The organism is Pseudomonas sp. S2_E01, from assembly GCF_054668365.1.
The window spans coordinates 574,338-591,612 of record NZ_CP162762.1 but is presented as its reverse complement, the minus strand read 5'-3'; the positions used below and the strand labels follow the sequence as shown (position 1 = coordinate 591,612).

Below are 17,275 nucleotides of genomic sequence, written 5' to 3'. Positions count from 1 at the left end.
ATTCTAGCGGCTGTGCAGCAAAACTGCAGTATTGATGACACCTTGTGTTGCTGGCGGCGTCGAGTCCAAGGATGCAAAGCACCCGCTCGAGCATATCCGCCTGTCTGTGACTGCACTCTTTTGGTCCAACTATATGCATCATTATTTAACTGCGTTGCCAATTGATCGCCTATTCATCACAACTAATACAAATAAAGCCCTGCTTAATGTTTACTTGATGAAACAGCCTGACTATTATTGCCGCACTGTCCCCTGACACTCTGCGTCACAACATAAGGTAGTCCCCATGTCCTTGATCAACGAATATCGCGCCACCGAAGAAGCCATCAAAGAGCTGCAAGCCCGTTTGAAGAACCTGTCCCAAGACGACAAACTGCAAACCGAGCTGGAATTCGAAGGCAAACTGCGCGCGCTGATGGCCGAATATTCCAAGTCGCTGCGTGACATCATTGCGCTGCTGGACCCGGAATCGAAAACCAAGGCACCCCGTGGTGGCGTCGTCAAAACTACCGGTACCAAGCGTGCTCGCAAAGTTAAACAATACAAAAACCCGCACAACGGCGAAGTCATCGAAACCAAGGGTGGCAACCACAAGACCCTGAAAGAGTGGAAAGCCAAGTGGGGCGGTGACGTGGTTGAAGGCTGGTCGACCTTGCTGGGCTAAGCGCCCGCGCAATCTGCTACACAAAAACGCCAGCAACCTGCTGGCGTTTTTTTATGCCCGCTATTTCAGGGCCGGCATTTTCATTTTCAAAGCTTCAATCGTTCGCGTAATGCCTGCACATAATTATCCCATTCGCCAAGCACCTGTTGCTGAAACGGCGTAGCGGTATTCTTCAACTGGGCTGCGGCCTCTACGAAAGTTTCAAGGGTATTGGGCGCACCCATTTCACGTTCTGACAAACGTCGCCGACAGAATATTCTCCAACGCTCCTGCTCTTCGAAACTCAAGGTATCGAAAAAGTTACGTGCTCGATATCGAAAAAGTAATTCAGGTAGACGCTCATCATCGAACATCCACGGTTCCCGAGCTAATTGTGCCGGGTCTGCCGCTCGCACTTGCTCGCAAAGACGTCGATCCCGATCACCCAAAAAACCGTCGTACAACTGCTGCTCCGGATCCTGACTCTGCGTGAAGTCTTCGCGGGCATAAATGGCCTGGACTTTATCTTGCCAAACTTGCCGTGCGTCATTTAGTCGCAATGCCCGCGCCTGATAGAGCGCCATGTCGAGCCCCAGCCGCTGCTGATCATCAGCGCGCAGCACTGACATCGGCGCTACCACCGGGCATTTGTTGATGTGGATAAGTTTGAGTGGCACCGGCAACTCGCCCTCGGCCAGATCCTCTCGGCGGGTATACAGGCGCTGACGCAGGGTCTCGGCATCCAGATCGAGCAAGCCCTGAGGGTCCAGGTGCAGGTCGCAAACGATCAAGGCGTTCTTGTTGCGCGGATGCCAGGCCAGTGGCAACACCACACCGACATAACTGCGCGCAGCCGAGAAGCGACCGGAAATGTGGACCATCGGCTGCAACAGTCGAATCTGATCCATCACCTTCTGCTTGCTGCGCAACTGGAACAGCCAGTCGTATAACTTCGGCTGTTTCTCACGGATCAACCGGGCCAGCGCGATGGTGGCGCGCACGTCGGACAGCGCTTCATGGGCATGACCATGATCGATGCCATTAGCGGCGGTGAGGCGTTCGAGCTTGAGGGTGACCCGCCCGTCTTCATCCTGGGGCCAGACCAGTCCATCGGGACGCAGGGCATACGCCGCGCGAACCACATCGATCAGATCCCAGCGACTGTTACCTCCCTGCCACTCACGCGCATAGGGGTCGAAAAAGTTACGGTACAGGCTGTAGCGGGTCATCTCATCGTCGAACCGCAAGGTGTTGTAGCCCGCGCCACAGGTCCCAGGCGCCGCCAGTTCGGCATGCACCCGGGTCATGAAGTCGGCCTCGCTTAAACCGTGCTCGTCCAATTGCCCCGGCGTGATACCGGTGATCGCGCACGCTGCCGGGTGGGGCAGGATGTCATCACTGGGCTGGCAATAGAGGTTGACCGGTTCATCTATGACATTGAGATCGAAGTCGGTACGCAGCCCTGCCACTTGCAGAGGACGGTCGCAACGGGGGTTGATGCCAGTGGTTTCATAGTCGTACCAGAAGATGGAGGTCACGGGCTGTTCCTGAACTGAAGATCAGCGAAGTCTAGGCGTTTGCATCCCGCCCCGGCCAGCGTTGTTGCAGTCAATCACGGCTGGCGTTGCTGCGTGCAATACATAGTTATGTCGTTTTCCCCCCAGAGACTGCTAGCATCGGGTGGACACAGAATCCCGACCAGGCCTCAACATCAGGTTGCCCATGCTCGAGACCGCAGCACAGCCAAGGAAAGCGACGCTGTCCCCGCCACTGGATACGCGGCATCAGGTTGAAACGCCCGAAGGCATCGACCTGCCCTTGCGCCCGGCCGGGCTGATGGTGCGCGCTCTCGCCTTTGCCATCGACCTGGGTTTGCGCGCGTTGATCGTGGGCGTGTTGTTCATGGTCCTGGCGTTCTTCGGCAAGCTCGGTGCCGGGCTCGGCGCGATCCTGATGTTCGCGGTGAACTGGTGGTACATGGTGCTGTTCGAAGTGCTCAACCAGGGAAGCTCACCGGGCAAGCACTGGATGGGCCTGCGTGTGGTTCAGGATGACGGCACACCCATTGGCTGGTCCGCCTCGCTGCTGCGCAACCTGCTGCGCTTCGTCGACCTGCTGCCGTTCGGCTACTTCCTCGGCGCCATCAGTTGCCTGCAACACCCCAACTTCAAGCGCCTGGGCGACCTGGCGGCCGGCACGCTGGTGGTCTATCGAGAACAGCCGGTCACCCGGCCACAACTGCCCGACGTCGACCCCCTGCGTGCGCCCTTTACCCTGACGCTGGTCGAACAACGCGCCGTCCTTGGTTTTGCCGAGCGCCAGGGCGAACTGTCTGCCGCACGTGTCACCGAGCTGGCCACCCTCCTCGCCCAACCCTTGCACGTGCCCGCCCCACAGGCGCTGGCACAACTCAATGGCGTCGCCCGTGGTTTGCTGGGGCCGGCATGAAGCAAAGCCTCTTCGAGAACCGCCACAAGGCCGAATGGGCGCAGTTTTCCCTGATGCTGGATCGACTGGAGCGAAACAAGGACGCCTCGCGGGTCGCCAGTTTTGCCAAGGACTATCGCAGGCTCTGCCAGCACCTGGCCCTGGCGCAGGAGCGTGGCTACAGCAGTTTCCTGGTCGATTCGTTGCAACAGCAGGTGCTGCGCGGGCATCAACAGTTGTACCGCCACCGCAGCCACCTGGGTGCCAATATCATCGCTTTCATCCTCGCGGACTTTCCGCGACTGGTGCGCGAGCAGTGGCGCTTCGTACTGGTCGCCAGCCTGATGTTCTTTGGCAGCCTGATCGGCTTTGCGCTGCTGGTTTACCTGTTCCCGGACCTGGTCTACAACCTGATTCCTTTCGAACAGGTCAGCGAAATGCAAGGCATGTACGACCCGGTTGCCGGTCACCTGGGGCGCTCGGAGGAACGGGCCGCCAGTGAAGACTGGGTGATGTTCGGGTTCTACATCATGCACAACATCGGCATCGCTTTTCAGACGTTCGCCAGCGGTTTGCTGTTCGGCCTGGGCAGCGCGTTTTTCCTTTTCTTCAATGGTTTGATGATCGGCGCGGTGGCCGGGCACCTGACGCAGATCGGTTATGGGCAGACCTTCTGGTCGTTCGTGATCGGCCACGGCGCCTTCGAACTCAGTGCCATCGCCCTGGCGGGTGCCGCCGGGTTGAAACTGGGCTGGGCACTGATCGCACCGGGACGCCTGCCCCGCGCCGAAGCGTTACGCCTGGCGGCGCGCAAAAGTGTGCTGCTGATTTGTGGGGTGATGCTGTTTCTGTTGATTGCCGCGTTTATCGAAGCCTACTGGTCGTCGATGACCGGACCTGCGCCGCGGACCAAATACATGGTCGGCGCGGCGCTCTGGGCATTGGTGGCGATGTACCTGCTGTTTGCCGGGCGGACGCGCCATGCGCCTGAGTGACGCAAGCGTGGTGATCCGCCCGCGCAGCACCTGGGAAGCCATGGACCTGGGTGTGCTGCTGAGCCAGCGACACCGCCGTCTGCTGATGAGCAGTTGGGCAATCATCACCCTCCCGGTCTTTGCCCTGCTGACCCTGTTGCTGTGGGATTCGCCAAGCCTGGCCGTGCTGATTTTCTGGTGGCTGAAACCGGCGTTCGAGCGACTGCCGCTGTACATCCTGTCCAAGGCCTTGTTCGGCGAAACGCCAACCTTGCAGCAGGCACTGCGCCAATGGCCACGGTTGCTCAGGCCACAGCTGCTGGCGAGCCTGACCTGGCGGCGCCTGAGCCTGAGTCGCAGTTTCCTGATGCCGGTGGTGCAGCTCGAAGGCCTGGCTGGGCTGGAGCGGCAACAGCGCTTGCAGGTGCTCACGCAACGCGACGGCGGCGCGGCGCGCTGGCTGACGATCATCGGGGTGCACCTGGAAACGGCGTTGTGGGTCGGGCTGATGGTGCTGTTTTACCTGCTGCTGCCGCAACAGGTTGAAATCGACTGGGGCTGGCAGACGCTGCTGTCCGCCGCCACCCAGGACTGGCGTTGGCTGGAACACCTGACCAATGCTTTCTACGTGCTGGTACTGGTGGTCTGGGAGCCGATCTACGTGGCGTGTGGTTTCAGCCTGTATTTGAACCGTCGCACGGTGCTGGAGGCCTGGGACATCGAGCTGGTGTTCCGCCGCCTGCGCCAACGCCTGAACGGCACCGCCGTGCTTCTGCTGCTGGCCGCGCTTCTTCTGGTGCAGGGAACGCCCAACGTATGGGCCGAAGAACCGGCCACCGGCCCCGACAGCCCGCGCCTGCTCAACCAACCCCTGACCAGCCAGGCTTCACGTGACAACATCCGGGCAATCCTCGACCAGCCACCGTTCAAGAACCGGGAGACCGTGACCCGCTACCGCTTCGGCGATGACAAATCGGCGGGCGAAACTCGGGACGACGGTCACTCCCCCGCTTGGTTGAAGTTGCTGCAAAAATGGCTGAACAGCGAGCATCTCGGCACGCTGGCAAGCGTGATCGAAGTGCTGCTGTGGAGCTTCGTCATCGGCGCGATCGCATGGTTGACCTGGCGTTACCGTGACTGGTTGCGGGCGTTCGTCAGCGGGCGTGCGAAGGTACGGGGCCACAAGGCGTCACGAACGTTGCCGCAACAGGCGTTCGGCCTCGATCTTGACCGCGAGACCTTGCCCGCAGACATCGCCACCAGCGCTGAAAACCTGTGGCAATCCAACCCCCGGGAGGCGCTCGGTTTGCTTTACCGCGCGCTGCTCAGCCACATGCTGCACGAATATGACCTGGCATTGACGCCCGCCGATACCGAAGGCCAGGTGCTGACGCGCATCGAACGCCTGCAACGCCCCGAGTTACTGGCCTTCAGCCAAAACCTTACCCACCATTGGCAAAACATGGCCTACGGGCATCGCGTGCCCGCCCCGTCCGTGCAACAGGCGTTGTGCGAGGGCTGGCGCCGCCTCTTTGGTGCGGGGGCACAACCTTGAATCGGCGCCTTGGGCAGGTCGCCGGCATGGTCATTGCGCTGCTGTTGGTTGCGCTGAGCGTCTACCTGTATGCCAGGGCGACGCCCTATCAGGAGGAAGTCGACCACGGCCCTTCACCCGAGGCTGCGGCCAACCCTTACCTGGCCGCCGAAGCCTTTTTGCGCAAACAGGGCTTGAGTGTCAGCCATGCCAATGGACTCGACGTCTTGCCGACCCTGGAACCGCGCGAGCAGAGCCTGCTGTTGCTCGGCGATCGCTCCAGCATGACCCCGCGCCAGATTGAGCAAGTGCTGAACTGGACCCGCGCTGGCGGGCGACTGCTCTTTATCGCCGAGTCGATCTGGGATGAAAAACTGGGTCGCAGCCACGACCCGCTGCTCGACCGCGTGCAGCTTCACCAGTTGCTCAGCGACGACCTGAAGGACGCGCCACCGCAGGCCGAGCAGGACCCCTACCCGAAACTGACCAAGCTCTATCTTGAGGACGAGGACGCCCCCGCCTACGCGAGCTTTCGCACCACTTTCCACCTCGAAGACCCGCACAACCTGGCGCAAGCCTGGGCGAACAGCGCCAAGGCCACCCACATGATGCAACTGAACCACGGGCTCGGTTCGATCACCGTCGTCACCGATGCCGACCTCTGGAAAAACAACGCCATCGAGCGATACGACAACGCGTGGCTGCTCTGGTACCTGACCGCCAATACCCGCGTGACCCTGATGTTCAACACTGATCACGACGGTCTGCTGACCCTGTTGCTGCGGTACTTCCCCCAAGCACTGGTGGCCCTCGCCGCCCTGATCGTCATGGGCCTGTGGCGCGTCGGCGTGCGCCACGGGCCCTTGATCGAGCCCGCACCACGGGCCCGCCGGCAACTTCACGAACACCTGCGCGCCAGCGCCGATTTCATGTGGCGGCGCGGCGCGCAAGCCAACCTGTTGCAAGCCTTGCAGCACGACATCCTGCGACGGGTACGCCGACGTCATCCCGGTTTTGAAAAACTGGGCGTCGCCGAACAATGGCTGGTACTGGCACGCCTGACCGGCCAGCCCACCCGCGCCATCAGCCAGGCCATGGGCCCGCGAGGCAAACAACGGCTGTCCAGCGTTGAATTCAGCCGCCAGGTCGCCCACTTGCAAACCTTGAGGAACGCCTTATGAGTGAACAGACCCAGCCCGGTACGCCGAGCCACGCCGAGCAGCAACGCCTGCGTGCCATTCAATTGGCCCAGGCAATCAGGGCGGAGCTGCAAAAAGTGGTCATCGGCCAGGACACGGTGATCGACGACGTCCTCTGCGCCCTGATCGCTGGCGGCCATGTGCTGCTCGAAGGCGTGCCCGGGCTGGGCAAGACTCTGCTGGTGCGCGCACTCGCACGCTGCTTTGGTGGCGAATTCGCGCGCATCCAGTTCACCCCGGACCTGATGCCCAGCGACGTCACCGGGCACGCGGTGTATGACTTGCAGACCGAGCAATTCAAGCTGCGCAAGGGGCCGCTGTTCACCCATTTGCTGCTGGCCGACGAGATCAACCGTGCCCCGGCGAAAACCCAGGCGGCGCTGCTCGAGGCCATGCAGGAACGCCAGGTCACCCTGGAAGGCCGCGCCCTGCCCATCGCCCAACCGTTCATGGTGCTCGCCACGCAAAACCCCATCGAACAGGAAGGCACGTACCCACTGCCGGAAGCCGAGCTGGATCGCTTCATGCTCAAGGTACGCATGGGTTACCCCGATGCCGAGCAGGAGTTGCAGATGGTCCGCCAGGTCAGCCGTTCGACCCGCGCCGACATGCTCGACGTTCAGCCGCTGCGCACGGTGTTGCAGGCCAAGGACGTGCTGGCCTTGCAGCGCATCGCCAGCGATCTGCCCCTGGACGATCAGGTCCTCGATTACGCCGTGCGTCTGGCTCGCACCACTCGCCATTGGCCGGGCCTGAACCTGGGTGCCGGCCCTCGAGCCTCCATCGCCCTGGTGCGCTGCGCACGGGCGCGGGCCTTGCTGCGCGGCGGCGAATTCGTGATTCCGGATGACGTTAAAGGGTGTGCGCTGGCCGTGTTGCGCCATCGCGTGCGCATTGCCCCGGAGCTGGACATCGAAGGGCTGGAGGTCGATCAGGTGTTGCGCCAGTTGCTCGATCAAGTGCCGGCACCGCGCCTGTGAAACCTTCGCGCCTGCTGTTGGGCTGGCTGGCGCTGTTGCTCGCCATTGCCATTGTGCTGGGCGCATTGCGGGCACTGGAGGTCGGCGTTCCCGGAACGCTGCTGTCGATCAACTGGGGGTTGCTGCTGGCGTTGCTGGCCCTGGCGTTAATCGATGCATGGCGGGTCAGACGCCTGCCATCGCCGCACATCAAACGACAACTGCCCGGCAGCCTGGCGCTGGGTCGCTGGAGCGAGGTGCGGCTGGAGGTCGAACATGACTTTACCCAACCGCTGACTGTCGAGCTGTTCGATCATGTGCCCGGTGGCCTGAGTTTCGAGAACCTGCCGCTGTCGGTCGAGCTGCAACCGGGTCAGCATACTCAGGCGGGTTATCGCCTGCGCCCGCTCAATCGCGGGCACTTCACCTTCGAGCGCTGTGAAATCAACCTGCCGAGCCCCCTGGGCCTGTGGACCGACAAACGCTTGCCCAGCGTGCCCGGCAGCACTCGCGTCTACCCGGATTTTGCTCGTCTTTACGGCGGCCAATTGCTGGCGGTGGACAACTGGCTCAGCCAACTGGGCGTGCGTCAGCGGCAACGGCGCGGGTTGGGTTTGGAGTTTCATCAACTGCGCGAATTTCGCGAAGGCGACAGCCTGCGCCAGATCGACTGGAAAGCCACGGCACGGCAACGCACACCGATTGCCCGCGAGTATGAGGACGAGCGCGACCAGCAAATCGTGTTCCTGCTCGATTGCGGCCGCCGCATGCGCAGCCAGGATGGTGAGCTGACGCATTTCGATCACGCCCTCAATGCCTGCCTGTTGCTCAGCTATGTCGCCTTGCGCCAGGGCGACGCGGTGGGCCTGAGTACCTTCGCCACCGAGCAATTGCGCTACCTGGCACCGGGCAAGGGTGCCGGGCAGCTCAATGTGCTGCTCAACACCGTCTATGACCTCGACAGCAGCCAACGCAGCGCCGACTACCAGGCGGCGGTGACGCAACTGCTGGCCCGGCAAAAACGCCGCTCGCTGGTGGTGCTCGTGACCAACCTGCGCGACGAAGACGATGACGACCTGCTCACGGCGGTGCAGCGTTTGGGCAAACAGCACCGGGTGCTGGTCACCAGCCTTCGCGAAGAGCTGCTCGACAGCCTGCGTCAGACATCGGTGCAAACGTTGTCGCAAGCGTTGACCTATTGCGGGACGGTGGACCTGCTCAATGCGCGGGCCGACGTACATGAGCGGCTAAACGCCCATGGGGTGCCAGTGCTGGACGCCACCCCCCATGAACTGGGTGCGGCGCTGGTGACGCGGTATCTGGAATGGAAAAAGGCTGGAGTGTTCTGAAGGACGCCGATCTCTGTAGGAGCGAGCATGTCGAGGCGTCGAACCGTCGCGATGGTCGTTAATGATGACGCAGGTTGTCTGAAAGCCCGTGGTGTCTGGGCCTCCATCGCCAGCATGCTGGCTCCTACAGGACGGCGCCGATCAACTGTGGGAGCGAGCATGTCGAGGCGTCGAACCGTCGCGATGGTCGTCAACGATGACGCGGGTTGTCTGGAAGCCCGGGGTGCCTGGGCCTCCATCGCCAGCATGCTGGCTCCTACAGGTACAGGGCTCAGGGGTTGTACTCTTTGTTGTCGAGTTTGAGTTGTTTGACTCGAAGCGGCGGGATCAGCACGTCGCAGGTGATCGCGGTGAGCCGCAGTCCGCCTGAGCCGCCGATGCTCGGGCCGTGCAGGGTGATGTCGAGGCTCTCGTCCTCTTGTGCCATTTTCTCCAGATGCTGCAGTGGATATTCGTTCCACTCAGCCTTCCCGGGGAGGCCGCTCAGGCCGATGATGGTTTCCAGGCCCAAGCTGGTGGTGATGACGATTCTGGACTCTTTGCCGTTGGCCACGTTTTCGTACTGACATCCCAGGCGAAATTTCACCTCCGGCCACTGGGCCACGGTAAAACGCGGCACCATCACCTTCTGGAGCACCTGCGCGCTGGCATTGAGGTGCATGTAGTATCCATACGTCTCGTCTATGAATACACCGGCAAAGCCGACGCCATCATGTTTCCAGTGTGCCTCCCAGTTCGGTTCGAACTGGCTGGATTTCACCAGATTACGGCCCGGGATTTCTTCATCGCTCATGATGTGTTCACCTCGAATGGTCAAACGTTCCCGAGACGCCGGCGGCGTCCTCGGCATTCTGAATGAGCCGCCCCGATTTCCATCGGGCGGCAGTCATCAACCTTCAAGTTTTTCCAGCACCGCCGCTTTGTATGCCGGCCCACCCACCTTCGCGGTATAGCGCAGGTGTATGATCACGTCCGTCATGCTGTTAATGATCTTCTGTTGTTCCTGCGTATTCGAGCGCGGAAATTCCAGGCGCCATGTGCTGTCTGCACCCGTGCCTTCGAAGGCGAAGTAACGCCCGTCATCAGACATCGACATCTGATGCATACCGGCATCATCCACGCCGGTGCTGATCGCAATCTGCTGGTTATTACGCAGGTTCAACACGACGTCCGGCGGCGGCAGTTCGTGACCTTCCTCGCGATACAGATAAGGCAGACTGTCGGGGTTGGGCTCCAGGGCCGTGACGCTGCGCAGTTGGGTCAGCGTCGCTTTCAAGTCGTCATAAGGACCGAGCACTACCGGCACCGACAGTGAAGCCGTGACGACCGTTCGGCAGTAATGACCCGGGTAATCCTCGTCGAAGAGCCGTTGCGGCAACTCAAAATCGACTTTTCCTGCGATGAGCGCAGCAATGACATCAGGCCATTGCGTTTCCGGCCCGAACACGCCCCGTTCGAACAACTGGCGCAGGGAAATGGTCTTGGTCAGCTCCAGCCGCCGCTCATTACGCTCCAGGTACCGCCGCTCCATACGGGCCAGATCGCCCTGCAGAATTTCCCCCGAACCCAGGCCATGCAGCTTGTCGCTCCACGCGCCCCCCTGGACGAACTGCGACTGGTAATCGCCCAGCTCGTATTGCCAAGCGGACTCCGCCATCTTGCACATCGCAAAAACAGTGTCGTAGGCCTGGAAGAACAGGGTGGACATCTGCCCGAGCAAATAACGGTAGAGCTCGCGATTGGTCGAGCGGGTCTTGTAAAAGCTCAGCACCTCTTCCGCCTGGGCATGCGCCCTGCGGGTCTGCGCCAGGCTGGCCGTGGCGCCGGTGAGCGAGTGCTGCATGGCGAGGATCTGCTGGTCGAGTACTTGCATTTCGCTCCTGGCCTGTCTCGACGCGAATTTCCAATCTTGCGACCGACGGTGGTAGAACGCGCTCTTGTGCAAGGACTCCGCATCAATGGAAAGCCCTGTGGAAAATAAGCCAGCGACCGCCCCGACTGCACCGATTGCGGCGCCCCAATTCACGCCACCAGCAGCCATACCGAAGATGTTCGGTGCACTGTTCGCTACGCCTTGTGCAGTTTGCGCCGCTTGCACCGCAAACAGCGTGTATTTGGCATCCAATACCTTATCGTCCGCCTTGATTTCAGCAGCGACCAGCCTGCTTTCATCGAGGCTCTGGTAATACTGAGCCCGATCCTCGACTACCTTTTTACTTTCCTCCAAGCCTTTCAACGACGCCTTGATCTGGTCGATCGACTGTTGCTGAATGTCGATGGCATAGGCTGACAGCTCTGCGCCATGCATCTGGATCATTTCTTCCTGTTCTGCCCGATCACCGGCCTCCATCAGCAGCCGGACTTCCCGGCCATAGCCGATCAGCATCTGCACCGCATTTTGGGCGATGGCCAGCAACGGCCGGAACCGGTAGTGCGGAATGCTCTTCCAGCCGCCGGCATTTCGTATCGCGCCCCATGAACCACCGGCCTGCGCCATCATCAACTGAGTAGGATGGGTCGGATTTTCATACAAGGCCAGATTCATCTCCTTGCCGTCGAGCGTCAGGTTGTGCCGCATGTTGAACAGGCACTCTTTGATGTACTTCCAAAGGTTCAGCACCTCTGGGTTGGCAAAGGGGCGGAAGACATCCAGTTCCAGAATCGTGTAATCCGCCGTGCCTGCGATCCGCGGCGGCAGATCCCCGATGTTGACCGAGAGCGCGGCGGCATAGGTTTCCAGGGAGGAGAGACCCTGGGCCTTGGTCTCGAGAATCTCGTTGGCCGACCGTGGCACCCAATGGTCAATGGCCTTCGCGGTGGGCTCCGGGCCCATCAGTGCCAGGGCGCGCATGTATTGCAGTTTTGCCGCCGTCAGACTGTCGCGGGTCAATTGTCGATACAGCGAGTCGGCATGGGCGAGGATGCAACGCACGTAGTGGATGAAAACCGCCTTGCGGTAGTGGATACGGTCGGCGAAGGCGATGGCATCCGGGTCAGCCAGGCCCTTGGATTCAAAATCCGGAAGGCCCTCTTCCAGCAAGACCCGGCACTGCCAGTATTGGGCTAGTGGTACGGTCTCGCCGGGCCGTGGGGTACGGATGTGCGGGTTGAAGATGTAGTGAAACCAGCGCTGCGACTCCAGGTATTTGCCCTCGTCGCGCAACCGACAGGCGATGAGGAACACCATGTGAAAAAACAGCTCCCAATAGAAGGTACCGTGGGCGCTGTTGAAGTCGATGGGAACCCCTTCGGTAGGTGAACCCGGTTTGGGTTCAAGGGTGTTCTGGGTGGCCAGGGACAGGAGTTCGTCGATGGAGATGGCGGCTTTTGCCACCAGTTCCGCCCCGAATAGTGAGTTGAGGCGTACCTCTTTGACGCCATCAATGCTCAAAAGCGTGAGATCGAGAAACTGAGCGCCGGACGCCTCTTCCCTGATGGTCGGAGTTTTGGCAACGACCGTGGCATTGGCCACGTTGTATTGCAACGTTTCTGGCGCAGCAAAGTCCCCTTTGAGTAGTTCATTGAGCAGCACTTTTTCAGGTGTCACCGGTTTGAACAGCTTGTCGATAGCGGCATAGAAGCGCTGCGGTGTATCACCAATGTCCAATACGCTCGGGGCAAAACAAATTTGCAATGTGGGTTCAGGCTTTACCTGGGTCCCAACGAACTGCGTGACCACCAACTGCACAGGTGCGCCACGCTCGTGTTTGAACCGTCCCTGGCTAAGGGTCATCGGAACTTTCCATTCGCCACTCATGTCGCGATAGCTGACCTGTATTTTGTATGTCCACCCTCCGAGAATCCTGACAATCAGATCACCGAGAAAGTGCTCCTGATCCTCGAGCTCTTCGGCCTCGACCCACACCACCATCAGAAGAGGGCCAACCATTACAGGGCGCAAGCCGAGCATGTGCTGGGTGGTGGGAATTTTTACTTCCTTCCACTCATCCCAGGCGGCCGGCGAAAGAAAAGTACTCTGCTCATTCAATTCGACCTCGGCCTTGCGCCAGTAATAGGAAAAAGGCTGCACCCGCTTCTGGCCAATCAGGTAGTAATCGGCATTCTTGAAGTTTTTGCCTTTGCCGGGGTCGGTGCCGTTGACGCTGTCGATGTAGCCTGAAACCATCGCCAGGTTGCACAACTCACTGAATTTCGTCAGATGGCCAGACAATGCCTTTTGCACGAACGTTTCTTCGAGCCCACCCTGGGCCATGTTGTTTTCCAGCTCTTTGAACGACTCGGACTTGTTCAGCCGCAACGTCGGGTCTATATAGATCTCCGGATCCTGTTTCAGCATTTCAAAACCGGCCCAGTTGGCTATGTTGCTGCGACTGATGCGCCAGGTATCCAGCTCATCCTTGCTGAAGTCATGGGTATGACCAGGTTCCATGCTGTGGTAGATCGCATTCAGATACTGTTGCACCGCCGCGATCGCTTCGGCCAGGGCCGATGATTCCGGTTGCTGGCCGATTTGCGTGTCCAGCAGCAGGTAGGCGTACAGGTCCTCGACCGAGGAAAGCTCCAGAGGCTTGGTCACCTCCATGTTCGGCGCCATCTGCCCCAGAAAGTAATCGGCGAGGGCGCAGCAACGCAGTTCCTGCAATGTACCAATGACGGTTGTGTCCACTTTGATAACCCCTGGAATGCGGTGTGCTTCCGGCAGTGAGTCGAGACGAACGGCAGACGCCTGCGGACGAGCCCGCTTGGTTCGACTCGCCCGGCGACCTCAGACATCTAACCCCTGGCAATCAATTCCAAATCAATGTTTTCGGGCATCCAGGGCGAAATCAGCGTGTCATTCATGTAAAAGCCCGCACCGCACCTGTAGGGTCCTGGTCCCAACTCGGGCTTGAACTGGACTCGCCAACGTCCGTCCGCATTGACCATGCCCTGCGCATAGAGCGTTCCCGCAGATCCCGTCCGGACTATTCTCACCTCGACGCCGGGCAAGCCGAGCCCTTCAAGCCAGGACTGGACAGGCACTTTGCTGCCCGTGAGCGGTTTGAGAACGACCGGGTGCGCGGCATAGCCAGCCACCACCGTCACCTGCACAGGCGCCGCCGAAGATTCGGTCGCATCAATGTTGCGCTGCGTCACCACGAACGTATGCGGGCCCGGTGACAGCTTCTCGGCAAACCTCACCGCCCACTTGCCATCTGCACCCACGCTGGTCCTGGCCAATACCGCGCCGGCGCCGCCGTAGATGATGATTTGCGCCGAGCGGGTGCCCGTGCCGTGCAGCAAGGGTTGAACCTCGACTTTCGGGGCACCATTGACCGGGGACAGCAGCACCGGCGCCGGCGTCCCCAGGCGGGCGTCCAGTGCCAGGTGCTGGCTGAACCGGTCGCAGGAAAAGATCAGCCTGAACGTGCCATTACGCAGGTCCCGACAGTTGATGCGCCACTGCAGGCTGGTTTGCGCGCCGATGGCGACGACGGCCCCTTCCCGTGGTTCGATGTCCATGCCCAAGGCCTTCGCCGACAGCGCCCCCTCGAACGCCAGCATGCCGAGCGCGCCATTGAGGTCCATGCCCGTGGGCATCTTGATGGTGAGGATGTAATCCCGGCCACGGATAAACTCCAGCGGTGCGCTGGCAGAGGTCTGGGCGACCACGGCCCCGGCCCCGGCCCCGGCAGGTGCCTCGCCCATTTCCCACTCCCAGGCAATGGCCGGGACCACCTTGACGTTGAACGTGCGCTTTTCCGCCGCGACGGTCTTGCGATCGGCCGTCACCACGTAATCACCGGCGACCTCGCCCACGAACGCATAGGAGGATCGCCCCTCACTGTCGGTCGGGATATTGACCGGCGTCGCAGCCGGGCCGGGCCCCGTGTAGCTCCACTCCACGTCACAATTGGGCACCGGCGGCGACTGGTTGTTGTTCGCCTGCCGGACCGTGACGAACAACTGATGGGGAGTGCCCACCCCGGGAAATTCGGGCCGCGCCGATTCCCCATGGATCACCGCCGTTGGTGCGACGTCGACCTCGATCTGCTGCTCGTCCATGATGACCTTGGCGGTGTAGGCCTGCTTACCGGCGGCCGGCGCCGCTACGGTGAACTCGGCGATGCCGTCCGGGTTGGTGGTGGCCGTACCGATCGGGGTCGTACCGGCCCCGGCATACAGCTTGATCTCCACACCCGGTGCCGGCGTTTTGTCCAGGCGCACCACATGGCAGTGAAGCAGCAGCGGTTGCCCGACCAGCGCGACCGAAGCCACCTCCAGGCGGGTGATCGAGGGGCTGTCGATAAAGTCGATGTTGGTGATGACCCTGGCGTCCTTGCTGGCGTAAGTGGCCACCAGGATCGCGTCGCTGATGGGCGCCATACTGGTGACGAGGGTGCTGGCAATGCCGTTTTCATCGGTTGTCGTGCTGGGCGGTTTGGCGGTGAGCCCATCGCCGGTGAAGATCACGGTGCGTCCGATACCAGGGTTCTCGTAGTGGTCCATCAGAATCACATGGACCGGGAAGCTATCCTTGCCGCCGGCGAGGAATTGTTCGTCAGGGCGAGGGTTCGGCGTGCCTCCGGGGGTGAAGCCCACGGTCAGTTCATCGCTTGCGACAAAGATCGTCGGACCAACAGCTTTCATATCCAGACCATAGCGGGCCGTGACCAGCACCTCGCCCTGCCATTTGGAAACCTCGGGCTGGAAGTGCACCACGGCACGCCCGTCGTTGTCGGTGGTGGACCGTTGTTGCAGCAAGCCGGGACGGTTCGCTTCCCAAGTGATGGTGATGTTCGACATGGGGTTGCCCGCCAGGTCGCGTATCCACACCTCGATCAGGGCCACCTGGCCTTTCATGTTGGCGATCAGGGTGTCGTTGATGCACCTGATTTCGTGGGTCACGCTCTGGCCGACCTCGCCGACCTCCTGGATTTGCCCCTCGAACGCGGCGCCGGACAGCACTTCCATGACACGCTCCGCGGCGGTGCGGTAAGCATCCTTGTCACTGTTGTGGGTAAGCAGGCCCAGTTGAATCAGGGCCTTGGCATCCAGCTTGGTGCGGGTGGCCAACTCGCGGATGCGCAGCAGCGTGTCGATATCGTCGGTATCGCGGATCACCAACTTGCCCAGGTAGAGAATGCACTCGATGACCTCCCGAACACCCCAGTTCAGCACTTGCGCCAGTTGCGTCGCGGCGGCGTCGCGGATCAGTCGCTCGTCCTCTGGCGTGAGGATCGGCGGCAGACTGTTGGCCATTCTCAGGTAGTTGAAGAGTTTTTCCGCCGGCTGCCCGGTGTGCTTCACTGCCCGCTGAACCTGGGTCAGTTTGTACAGCGTCGCCAGATTGAGGTTCTGCGCGTCCTGCAGGCCGAACCATTCGAAGTTCCTAGCGGTGGTCAGGGTCGCCAGCATGGCCGACGCCAACGCCAGTTTGCTCGCCACCTCGGCGCGCCGGGTCAGGTGCCCGAGCAGGTTGAGCACACGGTCGCCGAGGTTGATCCTGTCGGTGGGCAGGTTCACTTCCTCGAGGGCGCGCACGGTTTCCTTGAGCAGCACATAGACGCCGCCGGTGTCGACCCATTTGAGCAGCGGCAGCACCTGGTCGTGGGTGCACTTCAACTTCGTCGCCAGGCTTTCCACGACCACGGCGATTTGCGCATCACGCGCCTGCAACACCGCCGCAACCAGGACTGTACGTACCCGCTCTTCATCGCTGGCGGAAATACCGGCCTGCTCCATCGCCGCTTCAACTTCGGCGACCACCCGTGTGTAATCGCTCTCGTCGTTGGTCAGACTCGAGATCAGACCCTTTTCATCGACCAATTGACCGAGCAAGGCCATCCATTCGGTCGTTTCGGCGTCATCGCTCAGCCCGATGCCCGCTGCGCGGAAAACGCTTTCCGACAACAGGGTCGGCTGCACTCGGGTGTACATCTCCTGGATCAGGGTGATTTCTTCGTCCGTCGCGATGGGCGGCGTCACCACCTCCTTCACCTGCGCGACCAGCCAGGGCACGCTCAGGTTATTGTCCTTGAGCCACTGGGCACAGGACTGCGCCGCGTGCATCACGCTCAACACATCGCCCACGCCGCTGGTACCGCTGACCAACAGGCGCGACTCGCCAAGAATACGTTGCAGCACCTCGCTGGCCCCTCGCTCACTCAAGAGTTCGAGCAAGGCTGCCAGTTCGATCGGGTTGAGCCGGAAAAAGGAAGCGAGCAGGGCCAGGCGGTAAAACGACGA

10 protein-coding genes are annotated in these 17,275 nt (G+C 61.0%); 7 read left to right on the top strand and 3 right to left on the bottom strand.

Annotated elements, in window-relative coordinates; all coding sequences use genetic code 11:
* Positions 1–286: 286 nt before the first annotated feature.
* Entirely contained in the window at positions 287–664 is a 378-nt protein-coding gene (gene mvaT, locus AB4O36_RS02755) for a histone-like nucleoid-structuring protein MvaT (RefSeq protein WP_460121488.1), read from the top strand.
* An 86-nt stretch (positions 665–750) separates the two neighbouring features.
* Here mvaT and sbcB read toward each other — a convergent pair whose 3' ends face one another.
* Complete coding sequence (gene sbcB / locus AB4O36_RS02750) at positions 751–2,181, bottom strand: exodeoxyribonuclease I (protein ID WP_460121486.1); 1,431 nt, start codon at positions 2,179–2,181, stop codon at positions 751–753.
* Positions 2,182–2,365: 184 nt separating this feature from the next.
* Between sbcB and AB4O36_RS02745 the strand changes: the two genes are divergently transcribed.
* Genes AB4O36_RS02745 through AB4O36_RS02720 form a run of 6 tightly spaced genes read left to right on the top strand, consistent with a single transcriptional unit; the run spans position 2,366 to position 9,085 of the window.
* Complete coding sequence (locus AB4O36_RS02745; protein WP_460121484.1) at positions 2,366–3,091, top strand: RDD family protein; 726 nt, start codon at positions 2,366–2,368, stop codon at positions 3,089–3,091.
* Positions 3,088–4,065, top strand: coding sequence for a stage II sporulation protein M (locus AB4O36_RS02740; protein WP_460121482.1), 978 nt, complete (start codon positions 3,088–3,090; stop codon positions 4,063–4,065). Before AB4O36_RS02745 ends, AB4O36_RS02740 begins: the two co-directional genes overlap by 4 nt.
* Positions 4,052–5,599 carry a DUF4129 domain-containing protein gene (locus tag AB4O36_RS02735; RefSeq protein WP_460121480.1) on the top strand — a complete coding sequence of 516 codons (1,548 nt, stop codon included), beginning with the start codon at positions 4,052–4,054 and terminating at the stop codon, positions 5,597–5,599. Before AB4O36_RS02740 ends, AB4O36_RS02735 begins: the two co-directional genes overlap by 14 nt.
* Positions 5,596–6,759 (top strand): DUF4350 domain-containing protein, encoded by a 1,164-nt coding sequence (locus AB4O36_RS02730; protein ID WP_460121478.1) that lies wholly within the window; start codon positions 5,596–5,598, stop codon positions 6,757–6,759. Before AB4O36_RS02735 ends, AB4O36_RS02730 begins: the two co-directional genes overlap by 4 nt.
* Entirely contained in the window at positions 6,756–7,757 is a 1,002-nt protein-coding gene (locus tag AB4O36_RS02725; RefSeq protein WP_460141010.1) for an AAA family ATPase, read from the top strand. Before AB4O36_RS02730 ends, AB4O36_RS02725 begins: the two co-directional genes overlap by 4 nt.
* A complete protein-coding gene (locus AB4O36_RS02720; protein ID WP_460141009.1) occupies positions 7,754–9,085 on the top strand; it encodes a DUF58 domain-containing protein in 1,332 nt (443 codons plus the stop codon). The genes AB4O36_RS02725 and AB4O36_RS02720 overlap by 4 nt, the downstream gene beginning before the upstream one ends.
* A gap of 271 nt (positions 9,086–9,356) precedes the next feature.
* Here AB4O36_RS02720 and AB4O36_RS02715 read toward each other — a convergent pair whose 3' ends face one another.
* Together AB4O36_RS02715 and AB4O36_RS02710 are read right to left on the bottom strand one after the other, a co-directional pair.
* The gene (locus tag AB4O36_RS02715; protein WP_460141008.1) at positions 9,357–9,878 is read right to left on the bottom strand and encodes a hypothetical protein; all 522 of its coding nucleotides are present in this window, start codon (positions 9,876–9,878) and stop codon (positions 9,357–9,359) included.
* Between the two features lie 96 nt (positions 9,879–9,974).
* Positions 9,975–13,712, bottom strand: a complete 3,738-nt coding sequence (locus AB4O36_RS02710; protein WP_460141007.1) for a Tc toxin subunit A-related protein — start codon at positions 13,710–13,712, stop codon at positions 9,975–9,977.
* Positions 13,713–17,275: the final 3,563 nt, after the last annotated feature.